Below are 20785 nucleotides of genomic sequence, written 5' to 3' on the forward strand. Positions count from 1 at the left end.
TGAGTGAAGATACTCGAAAGGGTAAGTGTGGGGAGAATAGGGAAAAACCACTAGGAAAAACCCGAATAAAATCTTAAGATGCGGAGTGCCTAGTAGCCGTAAGTAACGATCGCGCTCACTGTTTTTGTAAATTCTATGGCAGAGATTAGCCCAGAGATCAACCTCATGCAGATAGCGACTATACTCAACCAATATCGATTTGAAATGAGAGGATACAAAGCGCAGGAATTAATCGAGCGCTGGTTGCCTACCTATTCGCTAAATTGGATTCGCATGGCGATTTTAGAGGCACTCTATCAGGGACGTTACAAAGTCATTTCGGTGGAGGAAATCCTCAAAATTTGGCACCGTCGCGGCCATCCTACCTTTCATTTTACGGGGGAATTCGAGCGATTGGTTTGTAAAAACCTGCCAGATTCCCAGTTAAATGGCAAAAAAACGGTATTTATCCCTAAACAGGAAAAGATCAATATACTTTCTGCCACCCTTGAGCGGCCTGATCCAGAGCCACAAGCGGAAGCCACGAGTAAAGATGCTTTATTCAACTTAGAAACTTCTCTTTTTGATGATCCTCGCAAGGGGATGAGTGATTTGGATGAGTTATTCTCGCAGTTAACCCCGGAAATGCCCAAATTCCCTGAATTAGAATCATTGCCTAAATCCCCTAACGGTCATGGAACTAGGGAGAATTTTTCGGTTAATTTTAAGCCAGTAATCGATGAGTTTATCCCTTTGTTAGACCCTTCGGAATTATATCCCAAATTAAAAGCTGTGGCTCGATCGCAGTATAAGTAGGGTTGGCTGAAAAAGTTTTTCCTAGGGGCAGGGTGTGGGGTGTGGGGTGTGGGGTGGTGGGGTACTGACACCAATTAATTCCCCGCCCTCAAGAAAAAAAATCGCCTTGACGATTAGAATAGAGTTAACTTTTCCCCTCAAGGCTCTGCTCAATTAACTAGATTATGACATCCTCCTATTTTGGTCTAGAAACCGAAGAAAATAAACTAATTAACTCTAATAATCTCTCGTTCGCCGCTTCTCTTGGTATTCATGCCCTAATTTTAGCGATTATCTTACCTAATTTCCTCAATAATCCAGCGCAGGAGCCAAAAAAAGAGTTACGCAACGTCAATCTGATTGAATTGAACCCTCTAGAGCAGTCACGTCTTCCCAGTCTCGACTCCTCCCTGTCCAGCTTACCGGAACTGCCTAACCCCAATTCGTCTTCTTCCTCTTTGCCTCCTCTCCCCCCCATGGATGGTATCCATAACAGCACCTTACCTCCTTTACCCTCGGTTTCTTCCCTTCCCCCTTTACCTTCTTTACCTGCTTTACCTCCCCTCTCCTCCTTACCCTCCGTCAATATCTATTCTCCTCCCGTGGCATCTATTCCCTCTCTGGGTAGATTACCGATTCCTCGCAATTTTCCCACTTCTACCCCCAGTTTACCTAGTCCTCCTTCTGTTCCCACGCTGCCAGAGAATAATAATCTGCCGAGGGAGACTAATAACCAGCAGCTCCGGCCTGAATTCGATCCCTACCAAGATAATCTAACTTTAGATAGATTGCGAAATTCGCCCCGTAGTGCATCGCAACAGGCACAGGAACAATTAAACAATTCCTTGGCCCGCACTTCGGAGCCGAATGGTCAATCGCCCATTGATGAACAGCGTCGTCAACAATTAATGTGGGAAATGCGGGAACGTTTGCGCTCTCTGGAGGCGGATAAAAGCAATACGAGTAACGAGGAGGCCATGAGAAATCAGGTGGATTGGCTGGCCAGAGTCCAAAAAAGTAATCCTAACGCCTTAAATGAACTAAATCAGCCCAATCCGGGCAGCAGAGGTATAACTACCGTCAATTTGACCGGTAATTATCCCGCCACGGCTTGTTCCCGTCAATTAGCGGGGACGGCGGTTTATGGGGTGACGGTGGATGCTCAAGGGCGCCTCAGCAGTGAACCCCAGTTAATTAAAAGTGCCGGCTTCCCGATTTTCAATCAACAGGGGGCTGGGGAAGTGCGCTCAACTCGTTTTAATAATCCCAGTGGTGAGTCGAGAATCTATCAGGTGCGAGTCAGTTTTGCCCCTAACCCAGAAGTGTGCCGAGGTGCGATCGCTAATCCCCCAAAACCGGAGGGTAGTAACCTCAATACCCGTAACTCCCCCCCCGTAACGCCGGCAACTGAAACCCCGCTTCGTCCCAATCAAACCCCGCAGCCCGCCGTTAGTCCCCAACCGGATAACGTCAACCCCCCCGCAACCACAGGGACAAATCCAGTCCCAACCCAGCCAGAACCGCCCAAAGAAGCGATAATCGAGGAAAAAGCCCCAGAAACTTCTTCCCAACCCCCCGCTCTCAATCAGACGGAGGTTTCCCCCGCTAGTCCCCCCACTAGCCAAAATCCTCAACCTGTCAGCGAGGAAGCTTTGCCCCCCGGTCCGCCAGCGGAAGCTAAAACTGAACCAGAAAGTTAGGACTTTTCAGTTATCAGTTATCAGATATGAGTTTTAAGTTCACTGATTACTGAAAAAAACTCTCATCTTCCTAGTCAATGATTCGATCCCCCCTTAATCCCCCCTTAATAAGGGGGTGCCGATCCCCCCTTAATCCCCCCTTAATAAGGGGGGCATCTGATAATTTTTAACGGCTACCTACTTATTTTTACTTAAATGATTTCCACTTCCCAGCTCCCCGATTCTTTTGTCTCACCTTGCCGTCGCGCCTCCGTTAGTCGTACTACCAAAGAAACCGATGTAGAGGTGACGATCGATCTTGATGGTAGCGGCAATTGTCGCGCCCAGACAGGAATTCCCTTTCTTGATCATATGTTGCAGCAAATCGCCTCCCACGCTGCGATCGATCTCGATGTGCGTGCCACCGGAGATCTAGAAATTGATGACCATCACACCAATGAAGACGTGGGAATCACCCTTGGACAAGCTTTACTGCAAGCTTTGGGGGACAAAAAAGGGATCGTCCGTTTCGGGCATTTTGTCGCCCCTCTCGATGAAGCTTTAGTGCAGGTTGCCCTCGATTTTTCCGGTCGCCCCCACCTCAGTTATGGTCTAGAAATTCCCACCCAAAGAGTGGGAACCTACGATACTCAGCTAGTGCGGGAATTTTTCGTTGCTTTGGTCAATCACAGTCAAATGACCCTACATATTCGCCAATTAGACGGGATTAATTCCCATCATATTATTGAGGCTACTTTTAAAGCTTTTGCCCGGGCGATGAGTATGGCCATAGCGATCGATCCCCGTCGCGCCGGTATAATTCCCAGTTCTAAGGGAGTTTTATAGAAGCGCTGCTTAACCCGAATTAACGTTAGCTTAAAAGCCCATAATTTGAGCCACTTGCGTTAATTCGGGAGCAATCCCAGATTTTAGTTGGTTATTGCTGTGTTTTACCGCCGAATCTGGGTCTTTTAGTCCATTTCCCGTTAAAACACACACTACGGTGGCCCCATCGGGAACCTGTTGATGCACTTTTAATAATCCTGCCACAGAAGCGGCGCTGGCCGGTTCACAGAAAACCCCCTCTTGGCCCCCTAAAATCCGATAGGCTGCCAATATTTCCTCATCGCTGACCGCGTGAAATTGCCCTTGACTAGCGTGACTAGCGGCCCAAGCTTTTTCCCAGTTAGCGGGGTTGCCGATACGGATAGCCGTGGCCAGGGTTTCGGGATGGTCAACCGGTTGTTTGGAGATAAAAGGGGCAGCCCCGGCGGCCTGAAAACCCATCATCTTCGGCAGTCGGTCACATTTGCCTATCTGGTGATACTGACAGAATCCCATCCAATAGGCGCTAATATTGCCCGCATTACCCACGGGAATACATAACCAGTCGGGGGCATTACCCAAGACATCGACAATCTCGAAAGCCGCCGTTTTTTGACCCTCTAAACGGTAGGGATTGACGGAATTGACTAAAGTTACGGGATAATTTTCTGATAGTTGGCGGACAATCTTGAGGGCATCATCGAAGTTGCCATTAATAGCGATGACTTCGGCTCCGTACAATAAAGCCTGGGCTAATTTTCCTAAGGCCACATAACCATCGGGGATAATCACAAAAGCCCGCATCCCGGCTCTTCTTGCATAGGCTGCCGCCGCCGCCGAGGTGTTCCCGGTACTGGCACAAATCACCGCTTTTGCCCCTTCTTCTTTAGCTTTCGAGATGGCCATGGTCATGCCCCGGTCTTTAAAGCTGCCGGTGGGATTTAAACCATCATATTTGACAAAAACCTTGACATCGCGCCCGATTTGTGCTGAGAGATAGGGGGCGGGGATCAGGGGTGTATTGCCTTCTAGGAGGGTAATTACAGGGGTTTTACTGCTTACGGGCAGAAATTGGCGATATTCTTCGATCAAACCGCGCCAGCCGCCGATAGACGATGATTTAGTGGGTGATTGGGGGATCGATCGAGAAATAGTTGTCATAGCCTTAAGGATACAGATTTGATTAGATAGCCCAGCTTACTATTTTATCGAATAAGCAGGCCAAAAAATTAATCTCGATCGCCCGATTGGGATTCATGGGGTTTAAAACAGGGATGCGGAAAGATAAAAGGTAGTAACAGCCAATAAATGGACTTTTAGGCAAAAAAATGTCATTTTATCGCTTAAGCAGGCCAAAAAATTAATCTCGATCGCCCGGTTGGGATTCATGGGGTTTAAAACAGGGATGCGGAAAGATAAAAGGCAGTAACAGCAAATAAATGGGCTTTTAGGCAAAAAATTGTTATTTTATCGCTATAAATCTGATTTTTTGCCTTTTTTGTCTTTCAGAGGTTGATTTAATTAGGATTGGCTGAATAAATCTAAAAACCTTCTGAAAATCGGTAAAACCCCACACCAACCAACAAACTTTTTCAGTAAACCCTAATTAGCAGTAGTGCCAGATTAATTTCTTAGCTAGGATGGGCAAGAGGCAGCTGGAAGAAATTCTCCTGTCTCCTGTCACGGCTGCTGGCAGTAAGTAATTTTGCTGGCATCTGATATTCAAACTCAAGCAACTATGTGTCAACTTCTAGGCATGAATTGTAATGTCCCCACGGATATCTGTTTTTCCTTTGAGGGATTTTGTGCGCGGGGAGGAAAAACCGACGAACATCGAGACGGTTGGGGAATCGCTTTTTTTGAGGGTTTAGGTTGTCGAACTTTTATTGATGTTAAACCCTCGATCGCTTCTCCGATTGCGGAATTAATTAAAAACTATCCCATCCATTCTACCAATGTTATCGCCCATATTCGCAAAGCCACCCAAGGAGAAATTAAACTAGAAAACTGTCATCCTTTTCGGCGGGAATTGTGGGGGAAATATTGGGTTTTTGCCCATAATGGTAATTTAGAAAATTTCTCACCTGCTGCGGGAGATTTTTATCAACCAGTTGGGGAGACGGATTCGGAAAAAGCTTTCTGTTTAATTCTTAATCCCCTGCGAGAGACTTTTCCCCAGGGCAAACCTTCCCTACAACAACTCTATCAAGTCCTAAAAACTATCACAAATTCTATCGCTTGTCAAGGAATTTTTAATTATCTTTTATCCGATGGTGAACATTTTTTTGCCCATTGTTCGACAAAATTAAGCTATATAATCCGTCAATATCCTTTTGCCGCTGCTCATTTAATTGATGAAGATGTGAGCGTTGATTTTCAAGCTTTAGCTCATCCCGGCGATCAAGTGGCAATTATTGCCACTACACCCTTAACTGATAATGAAGTTTGGACAGCAATTAATTCAGGAGAATTATTAGTTTTTCAGGAGGGCGCAGCAATTTTAAGTTAATCTTACCAATTGTCACTTTGTCGAGATTTTTCTAAATCAATTAACTGAGTTTTTAACCCTAACCAATCTAATTGATTGGCGAGGCAATCTGATCCAATTCTTCCCGCTTCTAGATAAATGACTCGCTCGGCAAATTCCTCTAAAAAATCTAGTTGATGATTGACCATAATTATCGTCATTGAACTTTGATTGTTCAATACTTCTAATAACCTGCTGGCCGTTCCTGTATCTAGAGCAGAGGTGGGTTCATCTAATAACAATATGCTCGGTTCTAACAGCAAAGCTCTGGTAATTGCCACTAATTGTCTTTGTCCTAAAGATAATTCTAACTCCCCGCGCTCAAACCACTGTTCAGGAATCTTTAACAGGGATGTCCAATGGTCAATTCTCTGATTAATTTCCGCAGGGGTAAGTTTTTTTAATTGCAGAGGATAAGCGAGAGCATCTCGAACATTCATCCCTAATAACTTCGACTCTTGTAGCAATAAAACTATCTGTTGTCGCAGGGAAATAACCGGTATTTCCCTAATCGATTTACCTTGAAAATAAATATTTCCCGTGCTGGGTTCTTGCAAACGATTTAACAATCGTAAAAGAGTCGTTTTTCCTGCCCCAGATGCTCCGACAATAGCTAACTTTTCTCCTTGCTTGATGCTAAAAGTAATATCTTCTAACAGATAAGCACTACCCCGTCGGATAGCTAAATTTATTTGCTGTAGTTCTAAAATCAAGATTGGTCTTTTCCTTACTTAGTTCAAAATTATTATATAATGAAAATAGCCCAATGAGTTCGGCAGGTATTCCCCATGGTTAGTCAAGTTAACAAAAACGAGATTATCTATCCTGAGAGCGACGGTAAACCGATGGCAGATAATACTAAACAATTTAACTGGATAGTGACGATTAAGCAGAATCTCGACTGGTTATATATCGATGATCCCCAGGTATTTGTAGCGGGGGATCTGTTATGGTATCCCGTGGAAGGCCAGCCGAAAATTGCCGCTGCTCCTGATACGATGGTAGTATTGGGCAGACCGAAAGGCGATCGAGGTTCCTATAAACAATGGCAAGAAGATAATCTTGCTCCTCAAGTCGTCTTTGAGATTCTTTCTCCTAGTAACACATCGATCGAAATGGCCAAAAAATTGCTATTTTATGATCGCTATGGAGTCCAAGAATACTACGTCTATGATCCCGATGATAATAGTCTAGAAGCTTGGCAGCGAATTGGTGACAGTTTAGACAGTGTTAGTGAGGTTAATAATTGGGTGAGTCCCCGTTTAGGAATTCGTTTTGACTTAACCGACGAGTTAAAAATTTATCGTCCTGATGGTACTCAATTCTTGTCCTACAGCGAAATTAATCAACTACTGGAGCAGGAAAAGCAACGGGCTGAAAATGAACGCCAACGGGCTGAAAATGAATGCCAGCGGGCTGAAAAGGCTAATCAGCAGTTAGTAGAAATGGAGGCAAAACTGCAAAAATATCGTCAACTTTTTGGGGAATTACCTAACTAGGGTGTGGGGTGTAGGGTTTTGCCGATTTTGAGGTAGTCAGTTACCTAATTTTCAGGGAAAAAGTCTAGGGATTTTACCCCCGATCACTCCAATGGTCAGCACTTTTTGAGGGCAAAAAAGTCTAAAAGCCTTATCCAACAAGGTTTTTAGATTTATTCCTGGACAGCAATTCTCATTTTAAGGTTTCATGACATTAAAACCCTTGCACCTAGAGGGGTTAATAATTCTTAACGAATCTCTAGATCGCTGAAACAACGCAAAATCGTTTCAAAATGAGAATTGCTGGCTCACCTCTTTGTAATAAACCTACACCTGTCAGAATAGGGCCACGGAGTAACGTCAAGTATTTTATAGAAAATTAATATAATTTAATTAATTACGTTGAATTAGTCAGATCCTAACCCTGATCATCTTTGAACAGCGACATCTCGTCTGAGGTGTTATCTATTAGCATTTTTGTAATTAAAAGTCAATAGATTAAATATTAATTTTTGTAAAGGAAAGCCTGAGCAGTTACTCAAAAAGCTCTTTACCATCTGTTACAAAATATGGCAAGATATTTATCGAATTGTGTCAAAACCCAGAGTAAATGCTCATTGGGGTTACATTTTCTGATACAAAACAGAAACATATATATCCAAATACCTTAAACAAAGGGCGATCGTCATCCGATGACGAAAATCACTTCATACCAGACTCAGCAATAATAAGGAGAACCATCATATATGTTCACTCACGTCAAGTCCACCATTCGTCATATAGTTCCCGACGGGTTGAATGGTCGATCGCTGGTCAAGGTGGTCTATGTCGTGCTAGAACCTCAGTACCAAAGTGCGCTGAGTAGTGCGGTCAGGGAAATCAACGCTAACAACCCGAAACTAGCGATCGAAATTAGTGGTTATTTAATCGAAGAACTGCGCGATGGTGAAAATTATCGCAATTTTCAGGAGGATGTAGCCAAAGCTAATATTTTCATTGCTTCTCTCATCTTTATCGAGGATTTAGCCGATAAAGTTGTGGCCGCTGTCGGTCCCCATCGGGATAAATTAGATGCGGCGATTGTCTTTCCCTCTATGCCCCAGGTAATGCGCTTAAATAAGTTAGGCAGCTTTTCTATGGCACAATTGGGACAGTCTAAGAGTGTCATCGCTAATTTTATGAAAAAGCGCAGGGAAAACTCCGGCGCTGGTTTCCAAGACGCGATGTTAAAGTTATTGCGAACTTTACCGCAAGTCCTGAAATACCTCCCCATGGAAAAAGCTCAGGACGCACGCAACTTTATGTTAAGTTTCCAGTATTGGCTGGGAGGTTCCGCAGAAAATTTAGAGAATTTCCTGTTAATGTTGGCCGATAAGTACGTCTTTGATAACAAGGATGACAGTGTAGTTTACAAAGAACCGGTAGTTTATCCGGATCTGGGTATCTGGCATCCTTTATCGATGAAAATGTGGTCGGATGTCAAGGAATACTTCGCTTGGTACAATAACCGCAGTGATATTGCTGATGACCTAAAAGACCCCTTGGCTCCCTGTGTGGGCTTAATTTTACAGAGAACTCACCTGGTTACTGGTGATGACGCTCATTATGTCGCTCTCGTGCAGGAATTTGAGTCTATGGGTGCGCGAGTCCTTCCTGTTTTTGCTGGGGGATTAGATTTTTCTAAACCGGTAGAGGAATACTTCTGGGATAAAAGCTTAAAAGGAGTGGAAGCGGTTGCTATCGTTGACACGGTAATTTCCCTGACGGGATTTGCTTTGGTGGGGGGTCCAGCGCGACAAGATCATCGGTCAGCGATAGAATCCTTAAAACGTCTCAATCGTCCCTATATGTGCGCGTTACCGCTAGTTTTCCAAACTACTCAGGAATGGGAAGAAAGCGATTTGGGGTTACACCCGATTCAAGTGGCGCTACAGATTGCTATTCCGGAATTAGACGGTGCGATCGAACCTATTATATTATCGGGCCGGGATGGGGCGACGGGTAAAGCGATCGCTTTACAGGACCGGATAGAAGCGATCGCTCAACGGGCGCTAAAATGGGCTAATCTAAGAAAGAAACCGAAACTGAATAAAAAGGTCGCCATCACTGTGTTTAGTTTCCCCCCCGATAAGGGGAATGTGGGAACCGCAGCCTATCTAGATGTGTTCGGTTCTATCTACGAGGTGATGCAAGCGTTACAAAATAATGGTTATGACTTGCAGGACTTACCCGCATCTCCCAAAGAACTGATGGAAGCGGTAATCCATGATGCCACCGCACAGTACCATAGTCCGGAGCTAAATATCGCCTATCGGATGTCTGTGCCTGAATACGAGCGTTTAACCCCCTATTCTGTCCGTTTGGAGGAAAATTGGGGACCACCACCTGGACATCTCAACAGTGATGGACAAAATCTTTTAATCTACGGGAAAGAGTTCGGTAACGTCTTTATTGGGGTTCAACCTACCTTCGGTTATGAAGGGGATCCGATGCGTCTGCTATTTTCTCGTTCTGCTAGTCCTCACCACGGTTTTGCGGCCTACTATACCTATCTCAATCAAGTCTGGAAAGCAGATGCGGTTCTCCATTTTGGCACCCACGGTTCCCTAGAATTTATGCCGGGGAAACAGATGGGAATGTCTGGGGAATGCTACCCCGATAACCTCATCGGGATGATTCCCAATCTCTACTATTATGCCGCTAATAACCCCAGCGAAGCTACGATCGCTAAACGTCGCAGTTATGCGGAAACCATCTCCTATCTTACTCCCCCCGCAGAAAATGCCGGACTTTACAAGGGGTTAAAAGAACTGAGCGAGTTGATCGGTTCCTACCAAACCCTGAAGGATAGTGGGCGTGGGGTGCAAATTGTCAATACTATTGTCGATAAATGTTTATTGGTCAATCTCGACAAAGATATAAGTTTACCTGATGGTGACACTGCCCATCTCAGTCAAGAGGAACGGGATAATATCGTCGGTTCGGTCTATCGTAAACTGATGGAAATTGAATCGCGCTTGCTTCCCTGCGGACTGCACGTTATTGGGAAACCCCCCTCAGCGCTCGAAGCGGTGGCAACTTTGGTCAATATTGCCAGTTTAGACCGGGAAGAGGACGATTTACTTTCCTTACCCCGGATTATTGCTAACAGCATCGGCCGGGATCTAGAGGAAGTTTATCGCAATAGCGATCGAGGGGTGCTGGAGGATGTGGAACTACTGCAAAACATCACCCTCGCGACTCGCGCTGCCGTCTCCGCTTTAGTCGAGTCTCAAACCGACGGGTCAGGTCGGGTATCAATGCTTTCTAAGCTGAATTTCTTGAATATAGGCAAGAAATCGCCTTGGATCGAAACTTTACGGTCGATGGGTTATCCACAAGTTGATCTGGTGGCGTTAAAACCCCTGTTTGAATACCTAGAATTCTGTTTAGAACAGATTTGTGCTGATAATGAATTGGGGGCCCTATTAAAAGCATTGGAAGGGGAATACGTTCTTCCCGGTCCTGGTGGCGACCCCATCCGTAACCCCGGAGTTTTACCGACGGGTAAAAATATCCACGCTTTAGATCCCCAGTCTATCCCGACCCTAGCGGCGGTCAAATCGGCTAAAATCGTGGTGGATCGTCTGTTAGAACGGCAAAAACTGGATAATGGCGGTAAATATCCTGAAACTATCGCTTGTGTTCTCTGGGGAACGGATAATATCAAAACCTATGGGGAATCCCTAGCACAAATTCTCTGGATGGTGGGGGTTCGTCCTCTTCCCGATGCTTTGGGACGGGTGAATAAACTGGAATTGATTCCCCTAGAGGAGTTAGGAAGACCGCGCATTGATGTGGTGGTCAACTGTTCTGGTGTTTTCCGGGATTTATTTATCAATCAGATGAATTTGCTTGACCAAGGGGTAAAAATGGCTGCGGAAGCAAACGAACCGATGGAGATGAATTATGTCCGTAAACACGCTAGGTCACAAGCAAAAGAAATGGGTTTAACGGTTCGACAGGCAGCCACCCGCATCTTTTCTAATGCTTCTGGTTCCTATTCTTCTAATATCAATCTCGCGGTGGAAAATAGCAGTTGGGAAGACGAAAAAGAGTTACAGAATATGTATCTCAACCGCAAGGGTTTTGCTTTCGATTCTGATAATCCGGGGATGATGGCCGATAATCGTCAGTTGTTTGAAGCATCTTTAAAAACTGCCGAGGCAACTTTCCAAAACTTGGATTCTAGCGAGATTAGTTTAACCGATGTTTCCCACTATTTCGACTCGGATCCGACAAAAGTTGTGGCTAGTTTACGCGATGATGGCAAAAAACCGGCGGCCTATATTGCTGATACTACCACCGCTAATGCTCAGGTGCGTACTTTATCGGAAACCGTGCGCTTGGATACCCGCACCAAGTTGCTCAATCCCAAATGGTACGAGGGAATGTTAAGTCATGGTTACGAAGGAGTCCGAGAATTATCGAAGCGTTTGGTTAATACGATGGGATGGTCGGCAACTGCTGATGCGGTGGATAATTGGGTTTATGAAGATGTGAACACCACTTTTATTCAAGATGAGGAAATGTGTCAGCGTCTGATGAATCTCAATCCTAATTCTTTCCGCAAGATGGTGGGAACCCTACTAGAAGTTAATGGTCGCGGTTACTGGGAAACTTCTCAAGAGAATTTAGACCGCTTACAGGAACTTTATCAAGAAGTGGAGGACCGTATCGAAGGAATCGAGTAATTGATCTAGTAAAATACCTCAAGGTAGAGAGGCAAAATATCGCTTCTCTACCATTTTTGTCTAGGAAAAACTTACAGTATTTGAATCACTTGTCTTGATCATCTTGTTCGGACTGAATTCTTCTCTCTTTATCCCCTGTAACAAAAACCGTCACCAAACCTGTTAAAGTACCCGCACTCATAATTCCAGATGCCCAAACTTTATCATTAATCCCCAGATAAATAGAGCCACCTAAACCAACTATCGCAATCGTAAAACCGGCAATTTGTCCAAGATAAGAGCGGATATTATCGTTTTTTACCAGTTCTGTTTCTATCTTTCTTCGATGTTCACCTTCTTTCTCCGTCATAGACAAAATCCGATCAGCACTACCGGGCAAAACTTCTTCATATCCTTTTAGAATTGTTGGATGAGGAATCGGGCCAGAGAAGGTTATGCTTTTGTTTATTCGTCTCAGGAGAATCGAGATTTTAGTTGACTGATCAATAGTCTCATCTTCTAATATTTCATCTATGGACTCTAAAGGTCTTTCAACTAGCTCACTATTATCCTGGTCTTCTGACTTTTTACTTTCGTCGGACATTTTAAGACAACTTTCCCCCATATTCACAAATGGCATTGTAAATATCTAATCCCGTCTTCATCCAATCAGACTGAATTGCGGCAGCGTCTGGGTTCAAATGTACTTTTTTGCCCACACGAACACGACAACGATAATCTAGATTGGCACGATAAGTCCCCCCTATATCTAGAACAGAGACCAGACCATCCATAAAGTACCGTCTAGGAATAGAGTAATTTTGGGAAGAAATGTCACGATAGTATTTTTTTACCATAACATCCTCGTTTAAGTTATGCCTACCCCTTTATTCTAGCATTTTATCATAGCAATTTTTTGAATTTATAAGAAATTATCACACTTAACCCATTTTTTACAGTTACAACACATAGCCACTACATTCGTACTATTAATGATCAAGGCAATTGACCGACCTTATCATTAAATCTTGACAAATATAAGTTTAAATTATAGCTATTGCGCCCTAAGAGCGATAATATTTAATATTAACCAGATTTATACCAAAGATAAATCATTATGGAAAACGTCACAGAAACTCCCATTTTATCTCCTAAAGGAACCTTTCCCGCCACTGTCGTTAAGGTTATTGACGACTATAAATTAGTGATCAATAGAGGTGAAATTAGTGGAATTCGAGAAGGTCAAAGAATGTTAGTTTACAATACCAGCGAAGAGGAAATAAAAGATCCTCAGACTGGTGAGTCTTTAGGCTATCTTGACTTAGTGAGAGGGACGGGGACAATTACTTTTGTTCAAGAAAAAATATCGATTTTACAATCGGATAGAGCCAATAATAAAGGATCTAGATTGCTGGAGTTGTTGCTTAAAGAACAAGAAACCCCGTCCGATTTGATAGGAAAATTCATAAAAAGAGCCGTAGGAGCGAATTCTAAGAACGATAAAAAGCCAATATCCGAGCTAATAGATCGTGAATTGTTAAATAAACTGCTAGTATGGGAATTATCCGAAACTTTACCTTTTGAAAACCCTCAAATTGGCGACTCAGTTAGACCTATTTAGACCTATCAATGGAACAACCAATATTAGAATACTTTTTATCTCTTAAATATCCGATTTCAATTTATCCCGAAGAAGAAGGCGGATACACGGCACTAATTCCCAATTTACCCGGATGTATGAGTCAGGGTGAAACTTTAGAGGAAGTGATTATTAATATTGAAGAAGCGGTGGTAAAAAAGCAATTACTTTGCTTTCTAAAAGATAAATAAATATCCCCATAACTTGTTGCGGGAATCTAGAGATGAAGAGATTGAAAAATGTCAAAATAATGAATAATTAGTTTGACATTTTTTTGGTACTTTCAGGTTCTTCGGTTTGTGTTATGCAATGGACGGGTGAAACTCTTATATAGAAAGACATTGCTTCGATTTTTGCCAATTGTTTTCCCTCTCTAACGAACTAATCAATTAAGTCTCTTGCTAAATAAGGATTTAGTCGATTTATACCACCCTATCGAACCATACCAAGTAACGAAGAACCAAAAAAACTAGGGAAAAATATTAAAAGGGGAGAATTAATCCCCCCCATCAATTTAGACAAAGAAACTATTGACTGGAATAGTGCCGAGCGCCGGTAAACTACCCGTTAACCCAGTAAGATTAATCACCAAATCATTAGCACTTTGGAAACCCGCCGTACCGTCGTTGATAATTAAGTAAGTAGAAGAACTATTGTCCCGCACTAAAGCAGCGCTGTTAATTCCGAGAGGTTGATTTCCGGCTGTTGCCCCATTAGCATCGGTAAAGACGTTAGTAACAATGGTGTTAATATTGGTCGTGGTGCTATCTGTTGCCCGGGTAAAAGCGACCGGGGCATTAATTGCCGCACCAGCTTGACTGAGCAGGTCAATCTTATCAGTACCAATAGCAAAATCCGTAACTCGGTCTAGGGCTGCTGCGGTGGACTGACCAAACTGGAAGATGAAGATGTCTGTCCCCGTCCCACCGGTTAAAGTATCGATTCCAGCAGCACCATTGAGGCTATCGTTACCAGCGCCACCGATTAGGGTATCGGTTCCAGCAGCACCATTAAGGCTATTATTGCCACTATTCCCTGTAATCTGGTTATTTAAGGCATTACCCGCACCATTAAGATTATCAGTACCGGTGATGAGGAGATTTTCCACGTTGTCGGGAAGGGTATAGGAAATGGAAGCTTGCACGGTATCGGTTCCCTGGTTGAGAGCTTCAATCACCAAATCGCCGGCATCATTTACCGTATAGATATCGTTTCCGGCTAATCCAGTTATGGCATCTGCTCCAGAGGTTCCCACAAGGGTGTCTGGACCAGAAGTACCGATAAAGTCATCATTTTGGATAGTGCCAATAGCTGTAGCGGTGGTAATAGTAGCGCCGTTGGTGGCATTGGAGAGGGTAACGGTAAAGTTTTCGTTCAGTTCTACCGTTGTATCCCCCTGAACGTTAACAGTAATCACTTTACTGGTTTCCCCGGCGGCAAAACTTACTACTCCACTGGGTAATACTCCCCCAACAAAATCAGTGGCATTGGCAGGATTGCTGCCGCTGCCGGTAACTGCCCAGTTGACGTTATTGGTTCCCGTGGTATTAACCGCACGAGTGACGGTGAAGGTAAAGGCTTTACTGCCACTGTTGCCCTCGGTTTGATTGGCACTGGTGGCGGCAATAGCGAGGGTGGGAACTGCTGCATCATCATTTTGGATAGTGCCAATAGCTGTAGCGGTGGTAATAGTAGCGCCGTTGGTGGCATTGGAGAGGGTGACGGTAAAGTTTTCGTTCAGTTCTACCGTTGTATCTCCCTGAACGTTAACAGTAATTACCTTACTGGTTTCCCCGGCGGCAAAACTCACGGTTCCTGACGGTAACAATCCCCCGACAAAATCCGTGGCATTGGCAGGATTGCTGCCGCTGCCGGTAACTGCCCAACTGACGTTATTGCTTCCGGTGGTATTAACCGAACGAGTGACGGTGAAAGTGAAGGCTTTACTGCCACTGTTGCCCTCGGTTTGATTGGCATTGGTGGCGGCAATGGCGAGGGTGGGAACTGTGAGACCACCCACATTTAAAGCCCACAATTCATCACCGTTAACGCCGTTATTGGCAGTGAAGAACAAAGTATTGCCCACTACCTTCAGACTGCTGGGGCCGAAGGGAGAGGCCCCGGGGATGATGTCGGCCACCAGAACCGTACCGGCAGCCGTGCCGTCGCTTTTCCATAATTCAGTACCGTTCACGTCGTCATAGGCAGTGAAGTACAGGGTACTGCCCACCGCCGTTAGATTTTCAGGGGAGGGACCAAAGGAACCGGGAAAAATATCCTTGACCAAAACCGTACCGGCAGCCGTGCCGTCGCTCTTCCACAATTCAAAGCCGTTCACGCCGTCATTGGCAGTGAAGAACAGGGTGTTGCCCAGCGCCGTAATCTGGGGAAAGAAGAAGGGAATGGAGCCATAGGAACCAGGGTTGATATCTTTGACCAGAACTGTACCAGTCGCCGTGCCGTCGCTCTTCCACAATTCCTGACCGTTCACGCCGTCATTGGCAGTGAAGAACAGGGTACTGCCCACTGCTGTTAGATTGCGGGGGAAGGAGCCTGAAGAACCGGGGAGGATATCCTTGACCAGAACTGTACCCGCCGCCGTGCCGTCGCTTTTCCATAATTCATCACCGTTAACGCCGTTATCGGCACGGAAGTACAGGGTGCTGCCCACTGCCGTCAGATTGAAGGGGTCGGAGCTAGAGGAACCGGGGCGGATATTCTTGACCAGAACCGTACCGGCAGCCGTGCCGTCGCTTTTCCACAATTCCTCACCGTTAACGCCGTCATTGGGAGTGAAGAACAGGGTGTTACCCACTGCCGTCATCTGGGTGAAGAAGCTAAAGGACGAAGAGGAACCTGGCCAGATATCCTTGACCAGAACTGTACCCGCCGCCGTGCCGTCGCTCTTCCATAATTCATAACCGTTCACGCCGTCATTGGGAGTGAAGAACAGGGTGTTACCCACTGCCGTCATCTGGGTGAAGAAGCTAAAGGACGAAGAGGAACCTGGCCAGATATCCTTGACCAAAACCGTACCGGCCGCCGTGCCGTTGCTTTTCCATAATTCAATGCCGTTAAGAAGGTCACGAGCGGTCAAGAACAGGGTGTTGCCCACTGCCGTTAGATTGCCGGGGGAGCGGATGTCGGCCACCGCAACTGTACCGGCTACCGTGCCGTCGCTCTTCCATAATTCATAACCGTTAACGTCGTCATCGGCGATGAAGTACAGGGTACTGCCCACTGCTGTCAGATTTTTGGGGTAGGAGCTAAAGGCACCGGGACGGATATCTACTAAAAAAGGAACGGAGCCGTCGTCGTCAACAATAGTCACGGTTGCCGTAGATGGAGTGCCGAGAGTAGCTCCGTTGGTGGGATTGGAGAGGGTGACAGTAAAGTTTTCGTTCGGTTCTACTGTTGTATCCCCCTGGACGTTAACAGTAATTACTTTACTGGTTTCCCCCGGGGCAAAACTCACCACCCCACTGGGTAACAATCCCCCGACAAAATCGGCAGCGTTGGCGGGATTGGTTCCCGTGCCGGTAACTGCCCAACTGACGTTATTGCTTCCGGTGGTGATAACCGAACGAGTGACGGTGAAGGTAAAGGCTTTGCTGCCACTGTTGCCCTCGGTTCGACTGCTGCTGGCGGCGGCAATGGTGAGGGTGGGAGCTGCTACATCATCATTATTGATTGTTCCCGTGGCAGTAGCGGTGGTAATGGTAGCGCCGTTGGTGGCATTGGAGAGGGTGACGGTAAAGTTTTCGTTCGGTTCAAATGTGGTATCTCCCTGGACGTTAACAGTAATCACTTTACTGGTTTCCCCCGGGGCAAAACTCACGGTTCCTGACGGTAAGACTCCTCCGACAAAATCCGTGGCATTGGCGGGAAAAGTGCCGCTGCTGGTAACTGCCCAGTCAACGCTATTGCTTCCCGTGGTGTTAGCTGAACGAGTGACGGTGAAGGTAAAGGCTTTACTGCCACTGTTGCCCTCGGTTTGGTTGGCATTGGTGGCGGCAATGGCGAGGGTGGGAATTGCGAGCGTACTCACAGCCCACAATTCAGTACCGTTCACGCCATTATCGGCGCTGAAGAACAGGGTACTGCCCACTACTCTCAGATTGCGGGGGTTGGAGCTAGAGGCACCGGGGCGGATGTCGCCCACCAGAACCGTACCGGCCGCCGTGCCGTCGCTCCTCCACAATTCCTCACCGTTTACGCCGTCAAAAGCAGTGAAAAAGAGGGTATTACCCGCTGCCGTCAGATAGCGGGGGTTGGAGCTAGAGGAACCAGCGCGGATATCTTTGACCAAAACCGTACCAGTCGCCGTGCCGTCGCTTTTCCACAATTCCTCACCGTTAACGTCGTCATAGGCAGCAGTGAAGAACAGGGTACTGCCCACTGCCGTTAGATAGCGGGGCAAGGACCAAGAGCCACCGGGGGCGATATCTTTGACCAGAACCGTGCCGGCCGCCGTGCCGTCGCTTTTCCACAATTCCCGACCGTTCACGTCGTCATCGGCAGTGAAGTACAGGGTACTGCCCACTGCTGTTAGATAGCGGGGGTCAGACCAAGAGGAACCGGGGGCGATATCTTTGACCAGAACCGTGCCGGCCGCCGTGCCGTCGCTCTTCCACAATTCCCGACCGTTCACGTCGTCATCGGCAGTGAAGTACAGGGTGTTGCCCACTGCCGTTAGATAGTGGGGGAAGGACCCAAAGGAACCGGGGAGGATATCCTTGACCAGAACCGTACCGGCCGCCGTGCCGTCGCTTTTCCACAATTCCCCACCGTTAAAGCCGTCAAAGGCCCGGAAGAACAGGGTACTGCCCACTGCTGTTAGATTGTAGGGGCGGATATCCTTGACCAGAACCGTACCGGCCGCCGTGCCGTCGCTCTTCCATAACTTGTCACCGTCATTGTCGTCATCGGCAGTAAAGAACAGGGTACTGCCCACTGCCGTTAGATTGCTGGGGAAGGAGCTAGAGGAACCGGGGCGGATATCTCTGACCAGAACCGTGCCGGCCGCCGTGCCGTTGCTTTTCCACAATTCCTCACCGTTAACCCCGTCACGGGCGGCAAAGAACAGGGTGTTGCCCACTGCCGTTAGATTGGGGCGGGAGCGGATGTCGGCCACCGCAACTGTACCGGCTACCGTACCGTCGCTCTTCCACAATTTATAACCGTTAACGTTGTCATCGACGATGAAGAACAGGGTGTTGCCCAGCACCGTTAGACTGCCGGGGTAGGAGCTAAAGGCACCAAGGTTGATATCTTTAACTAAAAAAGGAGTTGACATGACTTTTTCCTGAATAAAGGGTGAAAATTAAACAATTAAGTAGTGGTGCAGAATAAATTTCCTAGTGAAGAAAGGCAAGGAGCAAGGGGGGGGTTAGATTTGTGTCATTAATTTTGCTTAGGTACTTAAGCCAACCCACGTTCATCTCTGGTATAGATTAGAATCGATTATTAACATTGATTTTTGCTTATGATTTATTATGGTTTCAGTGGGTATTAATAGAAGTCATGACGTTAACTGCAAAAGATTAATGCGACTATTTTACGCAAAGAATCCCAAATCTTTCAAGGTTTCTATAACAAAAATTAACATTTATACAAGAAAACGGGTTTCTCAAAGACAAGAAACCCGGTTTCTCAAAGACAAGAAACCCGGTTTCTAAATAGGTTCTCAAAGAAACCGGGTTTCTCAAGAAGTTCTAGGATTGGATTTTTGCCAAAGACTGCTTAAATTTTGCGAGAGAATTAGCGGTAGCTGCTAATTTAACAATCTCTTGTAATGTAGATAGTACCGAAACTTTATTCAGGTATTGTTCCACATCTAAAGGAACTTCACCTAAGCGAGCTTGCAAAACTGTTTTGACAAAATCACGAGCATTTTCTAACGCTCCAATTTCCTTGCCTATTTCTTTACCAATTTCCTTACCAATTTCCTTACCGCGTTCTATTCCTCGTAACTCCATATTACTTACTAAAGGCATGGTTCTTTCCTCCTCAAATTGTTTGATTTTACTCTCTAAACTTGACTGCAATTCAGGGGATAAAGTCATCATATTGTCGATGATTTCAAACAGTTTACTAAGTAAGGTAGGTATTACCCACACTACTTATTTATGATGATACTAAAAGACTTCCTACACTCCTCAAAAGAATTTACTATAAGTGCGGCTTTTAACATCTCTTCTAAAACCGAAATAACTGAAGCATCATTGAGACATTGTCCAATATCTCCAGGAATCTCGCCTAGTCGGTTTTCCAAAACTTTTTTCACAAAATCACGAGCATTTTCTAACGCTCCAATTTCCTTACCAATTTCCTTGCCAATTTCCTTACCGCGTTCTATTCCTCGTAACTCCCCAATTTTCTCACCAATTTTCCTTCCTCGTAACTCCATATTACTTATTAAAGGCATGGTTCTTTCCTCCTCAAATTGTTTGATTTTACTTTCTAAACTTGACTGCAATTCAGGGGATAAAGTCATCATATTGTCGATGATTTCAAACAGTTTAATTATCTGTTCCCTCTCGAACTCCTTTTCATATAATCCCCTGATTAACTTCCACTTCCACTGTTCCCGTTGTGGCAGCTTCCCAGTAGTCGCTTTTGTTTTCAGGTGTGCCATGACTATTATAGCAAAGGGATTGCTACTTGTTTCTAGTTCTGTCCATCTTTCCTCATAGTCCAGTAATTTGACTGTTGGGAATTTGAGGCTGACTTCACAACCAGCGATAGTATAATTATAGGAATCTGGTCGCCAATTTACTCTTTCATCTCCTAATATAGCAAGACTGATAACCGGTTTCTGATACAAATCAAAGGCACGATAGTTATAAATATACATCCTCTGAGGGAAATTTTCTTCGTACTGGCTTTGAATTTCAATATGAATCAAAATCCAGACTTCTTCACCCCTGAGTAACCAAACTTTATAGAGTTTGTCAGCGAAACGTTTTTTTGTCTTTGCTGAAGCAGTAATCCGTTTGAGTTCTTTTTCTAGGGATTCGGGAATTTTTGTCCAATCAATCAATTGGTGAACTTCAGGAAAAAAGAAGTATAAAAACGCTTCAAAATACTCGGTTAATGCTTCTTTCCAGGGTTCATCATAATTGGCGGTTGTTTGGTTCATTTGAGTTGTC

The 20785-nt window shown here is 45.3% G+C and carries 14 protein-coding genes and 1 pseudogene; 8 read left to right on the forward strand and 7 right to left on the reverse strand.

Annotation, left to right across the window (positions count from 1 at the left end):
* The first annotated feature begins 135 nt into the window (after positions 1-135).
* The 3 genes from ACQY1Y_RS05525 (at position 136) to hisB (ending at position 3299) form a co-directional block, all read left to right on the forward strand.
* The gene (locus tag ACQY1Y_RS05525) at positions 136-795 is read left to right on the forward strand and encodes a hypothetical protein (RefSeq protein WP_016516244.1); all 660 of its coding nucleotides are present in this window, start codon (positions 136-138) and stop codon (positions 793-795) included.
* Between the two features lie 164 nt (positions 796-959).
* Positions 960-2474, forward strand: coding sequence for a TonB protein (locus ACQY1Y_RS05530; RefSeq protein WP_430014138.1), 1515 nt, complete (start codon positions 960-962; stop codon positions 2472-2474).
* 195 nt (positions 2475-2669) lie between these two features.
* On the forward strand, positions 2670-3299 hold the full coding sequence (gene hisB / locus ACQY1Y_RS05535) for an imidazoleglycerol-phosphate dehydratase HisB (RefSeq protein ID WP_430014139.1): 630 nt from the start codon (positions 2670-2672) through the stop codon (positions 3297-3299).
* A gap of 30 nt (positions 3300-3329) precedes the next feature.
* Here the strand turns inward: hisB and thrC are convergent, their stop codons facing one another.
* Positions 3330-4439 carry a threonine synthase gene (gene thrC / locus ACQY1Y_RS05540; protein WP_016515533.1) on the reverse strand — a complete coding sequence of 370 codons (1110 nt, stop codon included), beginning with the start codon at positions 4437-4439 and terminating at the stop codon, positions 3330-3332.
* Positions 4440-5016: 577 nt separating this feature from the next.
* Between thrC and ACQY1Y_RS05545 the strand changes: the two genes are divergently transcribed.
* A complete protein-coding gene (locus tag ACQY1Y_RS05545) occupies positions 5017-5787 on the forward strand; it encodes a class II glutamine amidotransferase (protein WP_430014140.1) in 771 nt (256 codons plus the stop codon).
* A 2-nt stretch (positions 5788-5789) separates the two neighbouring features.
* Here the strand turns inward: ACQY1Y_RS05545 and ACQY1Y_RS05550 are convergent, their stop codons facing one another.
* Positions 5790-6518 carry an ABC transporter ATP-binding protein gene (locus ACQY1Y_RS05550; RefSeq protein WP_430014141.1) on the reverse strand — a complete coding sequence of 243 codons (729 nt, stop codon included), beginning with the start codon at positions 6516-6518 and terminating at the stop codon, positions 5790-5792.
* A gap of 75 nt (positions 6519-6593) precedes the next feature.
* On the opposite strand from ACQY1Y_RS05550, the gene ACQY1Y_RS05555 reads away from it, so the two are divergent.
* Both ACQY1Y_RS05555 and ACQY1Y_RS05560 read left to right on the forward strand, forming a co-directional pair.
* On the forward strand, positions 6594-7304 hold the full coding sequence (locus tag ACQY1Y_RS05555; protein ID WP_069474994.1) for a Uma2 family endonuclease: 711 nt from the start codon (positions 6594-6596) through the stop codon (positions 7302-7304).
* Between the two features lie 725 nt (positions 7305-8029).
* Positions 8030-12016, forward strand: coding sequence for a magnesium chelatase subunit H (locus ACQY1Y_RS05560; protein ID WP_430014142.1), 3987 nt, complete (start codon positions 8030-8032; stop codon positions 12014-12016).
* A gap of 85 nt (positions 12017-12101) precedes the next feature.
* Here ACQY1Y_RS05560 and ACQY1Y_RS05565 read toward each other — a convergent pair whose 3' ends face one another.
* Both ACQY1Y_RS05565 and ACQY1Y_RS05570 read right to left on the reverse strand, forming a co-directional pair.
* Complete coding sequence (locus ACQY1Y_RS05565) at positions 12102-12599, reverse strand: DUF2335 domain-containing protein (protein WP_002731609.1); 498 nt, start codon at positions 12597-12599, stop codon at positions 12102-12104.
* Between the two features lies 1 nt (position 12600).
* Positions 12601-12789 (reverse strand): hypothetical protein, encoded by a 189-nt coding sequence (locus ACQY1Y_RS05570; RefSeq protein WP_002733271.1) that lies wholly within the window; start codon positions 12787-12789, stop codon positions 12601-12603.
* 323 nt (positions 12790-13112) lie between these two features.
* On the opposite strand from ACQY1Y_RS05570, the gene ACQY1Y_RS05575 reads away from it, so the two are divergent.
* Positions 13113-13616 (forward strand): hypothetical protein, encoded by a 504-nt coding sequence (locus ACQY1Y_RS05575; protein ID WP_430014143.1) that lies wholly within the window; start codon positions 13113-13115, stop codon positions 13614-13616.
* A gap of 8 nt (positions 13617-13624) precedes the next feature.
* Positions 13625-13825 carry a type II toxin-antitoxin system HicB family antitoxin gene (locus tag ACQY1Y_RS05580; protein WP_002794451.1) on the forward strand — a complete coding sequence of 67 codons (201 nt, stop codon included), beginning with the start codon at positions 13625-13627 and terminating at the stop codon, positions 13823-13825.
* 323 nt (positions 13826-14148) lie between these two features.
* Here the strand turns inward: ACQY1Y_RS05580 and ACQY1Y_RS05585 are convergent, their stop codons facing one another.
* The 3 genes and pseudogenes from ACQY1Y_RS05585 to ACQY1Y_RS05595 form a co-directional block, all read right to left on the reverse strand.
* A complete protein-coding gene (locus ACQY1Y_RS05585) occupies positions 14149-18930 on the reverse strand; it encodes a beta strand repeat-containing protein (RefSeq protein WP_430014144.1) in 4782 nt (1593 codons plus the stop codon).
* 418 nt (positions 18931-19348) lie between these two features.
* Positions 19349-19726 (reverse strand): annotated as a pseudogene (locus tag ACQY1Y_RS05590) (hypothetical protein); the annotation flags it as partial.
* Positions 19727-19752: 26 nt separating this feature from the next.
* Complete coding sequence (locus tag ACQY1Y_RS05595; RefSeq protein ID WP_430014145.1) at positions 19753-20775, reverse strand: hypothetical protein; 1023 nt, start codon at positions 20773-20775, stop codon at positions 19753-19755.
* Positions 20776-20785: the final 10 nt, after the last annotated feature.

The organism is Microcystis ichthyoblabe FBCC-A1114 (assembly GCF_050500245.1).
In the GTDB taxonomy this organism is placed as follows: Bacteria; Cyanobacteriota; Cyanobacteriia; order Cyanobacteriales; family Microcystaceae; genus Microcystis; species Microcystis ichthyoblabe_A.

Bases quoted from the DNA above. Each gene is read 5' to 3' on its own strand.
- ACQY1Y_RS05565 (WP_002731609.1), bottom strand. From the start codon at position 12,599: ATGTCCGACGAAAGTAAAAAGTCAGAAGACCAGGATAATAGTGAGCTA.
- ACQY1Y_RS05555 (WP_069474994.1), top strand. From the start codon at position 6,594: ATGGTTAGTCAAGTTAACAAAAACGAGATTATCTATCCTGAGAGCGAC.
- ACQY1Y_RS05575 (WP_430014143.1), top strand. From the start codon at position 13,113: ATGGAAAACGTCACAGAAACTCCCATTTTATCTCCTAAAGGAACCTTT.
- ACQY1Y_RS05595 (WP_430014145.1), bottom strand. From the start codon at position 20,775: ATGAACCAAACAACCGCCAATTATGATGAACCCTGGAAAGAAGCATTA.
- ACQY1Y_RS05560 (WP_430014142.1), top strand. From the start codon at position 8,030: ATGTTCACTCACGTCAAGTCCACCATTCGTCATATAGTTCCCGACGGG.
- thrC (WP_016515533.1), bottom strand. From the start codon at position 4,439: ATGACAACTATTTCTCGATCGATCCCCCAATCACCCACTAAATCATCG.
- ACQY1Y_RS05525 (WP_016516244.1), top strand. From the start codon at position 136: ATGGCAGAGATTAGCCCAGAGATCAACCTCATGCAGATAGCGACTATA.
- ACQY1Y_RS05585 (WP_430014144.1), bottom strand. From the start codon at position 18,930: ATGTCAACTCCTTTTTTAGTTAAAGATATCAACCTTGGTGCCTTTAGC.
- ACQY1Y_RS05530 (WP_430014138.1), top strand. From the start codon at position 960: ATGACATCCTCCTATTTTGGTCTAGAAACCGAAGAAAATAAACTAATT.
- hisB (WP_430014139.1), top strand. From the start codon at position 2,670: ATGATTTCCACTTCCCAGCTCCCCGATTCTTTTGTCTCACCTTGCCGT.
- ACQY1Y_RS05545 (WP_430014140.1), top strand. From the start codon at position 5,017: ATGTGTCAACTTCTAGGCATGAATTGTAATGTCCCCACGGATATCTGT.
- ACQY1Y_RS05570 (WP_002733271.1), bottom strand. From the start codon at position 12,789: ATGGATGGTCTGGTCTCTGTTCTAGATATAGGGGGGACTTATCGTGCC.
- ACQY1Y_RS05580 (WP_002794451.1), top strand. From the start codon at position 13,625: ATGGAACAACCAATATTAGAATACTTTTTATCTCTTAAATATCCGATT.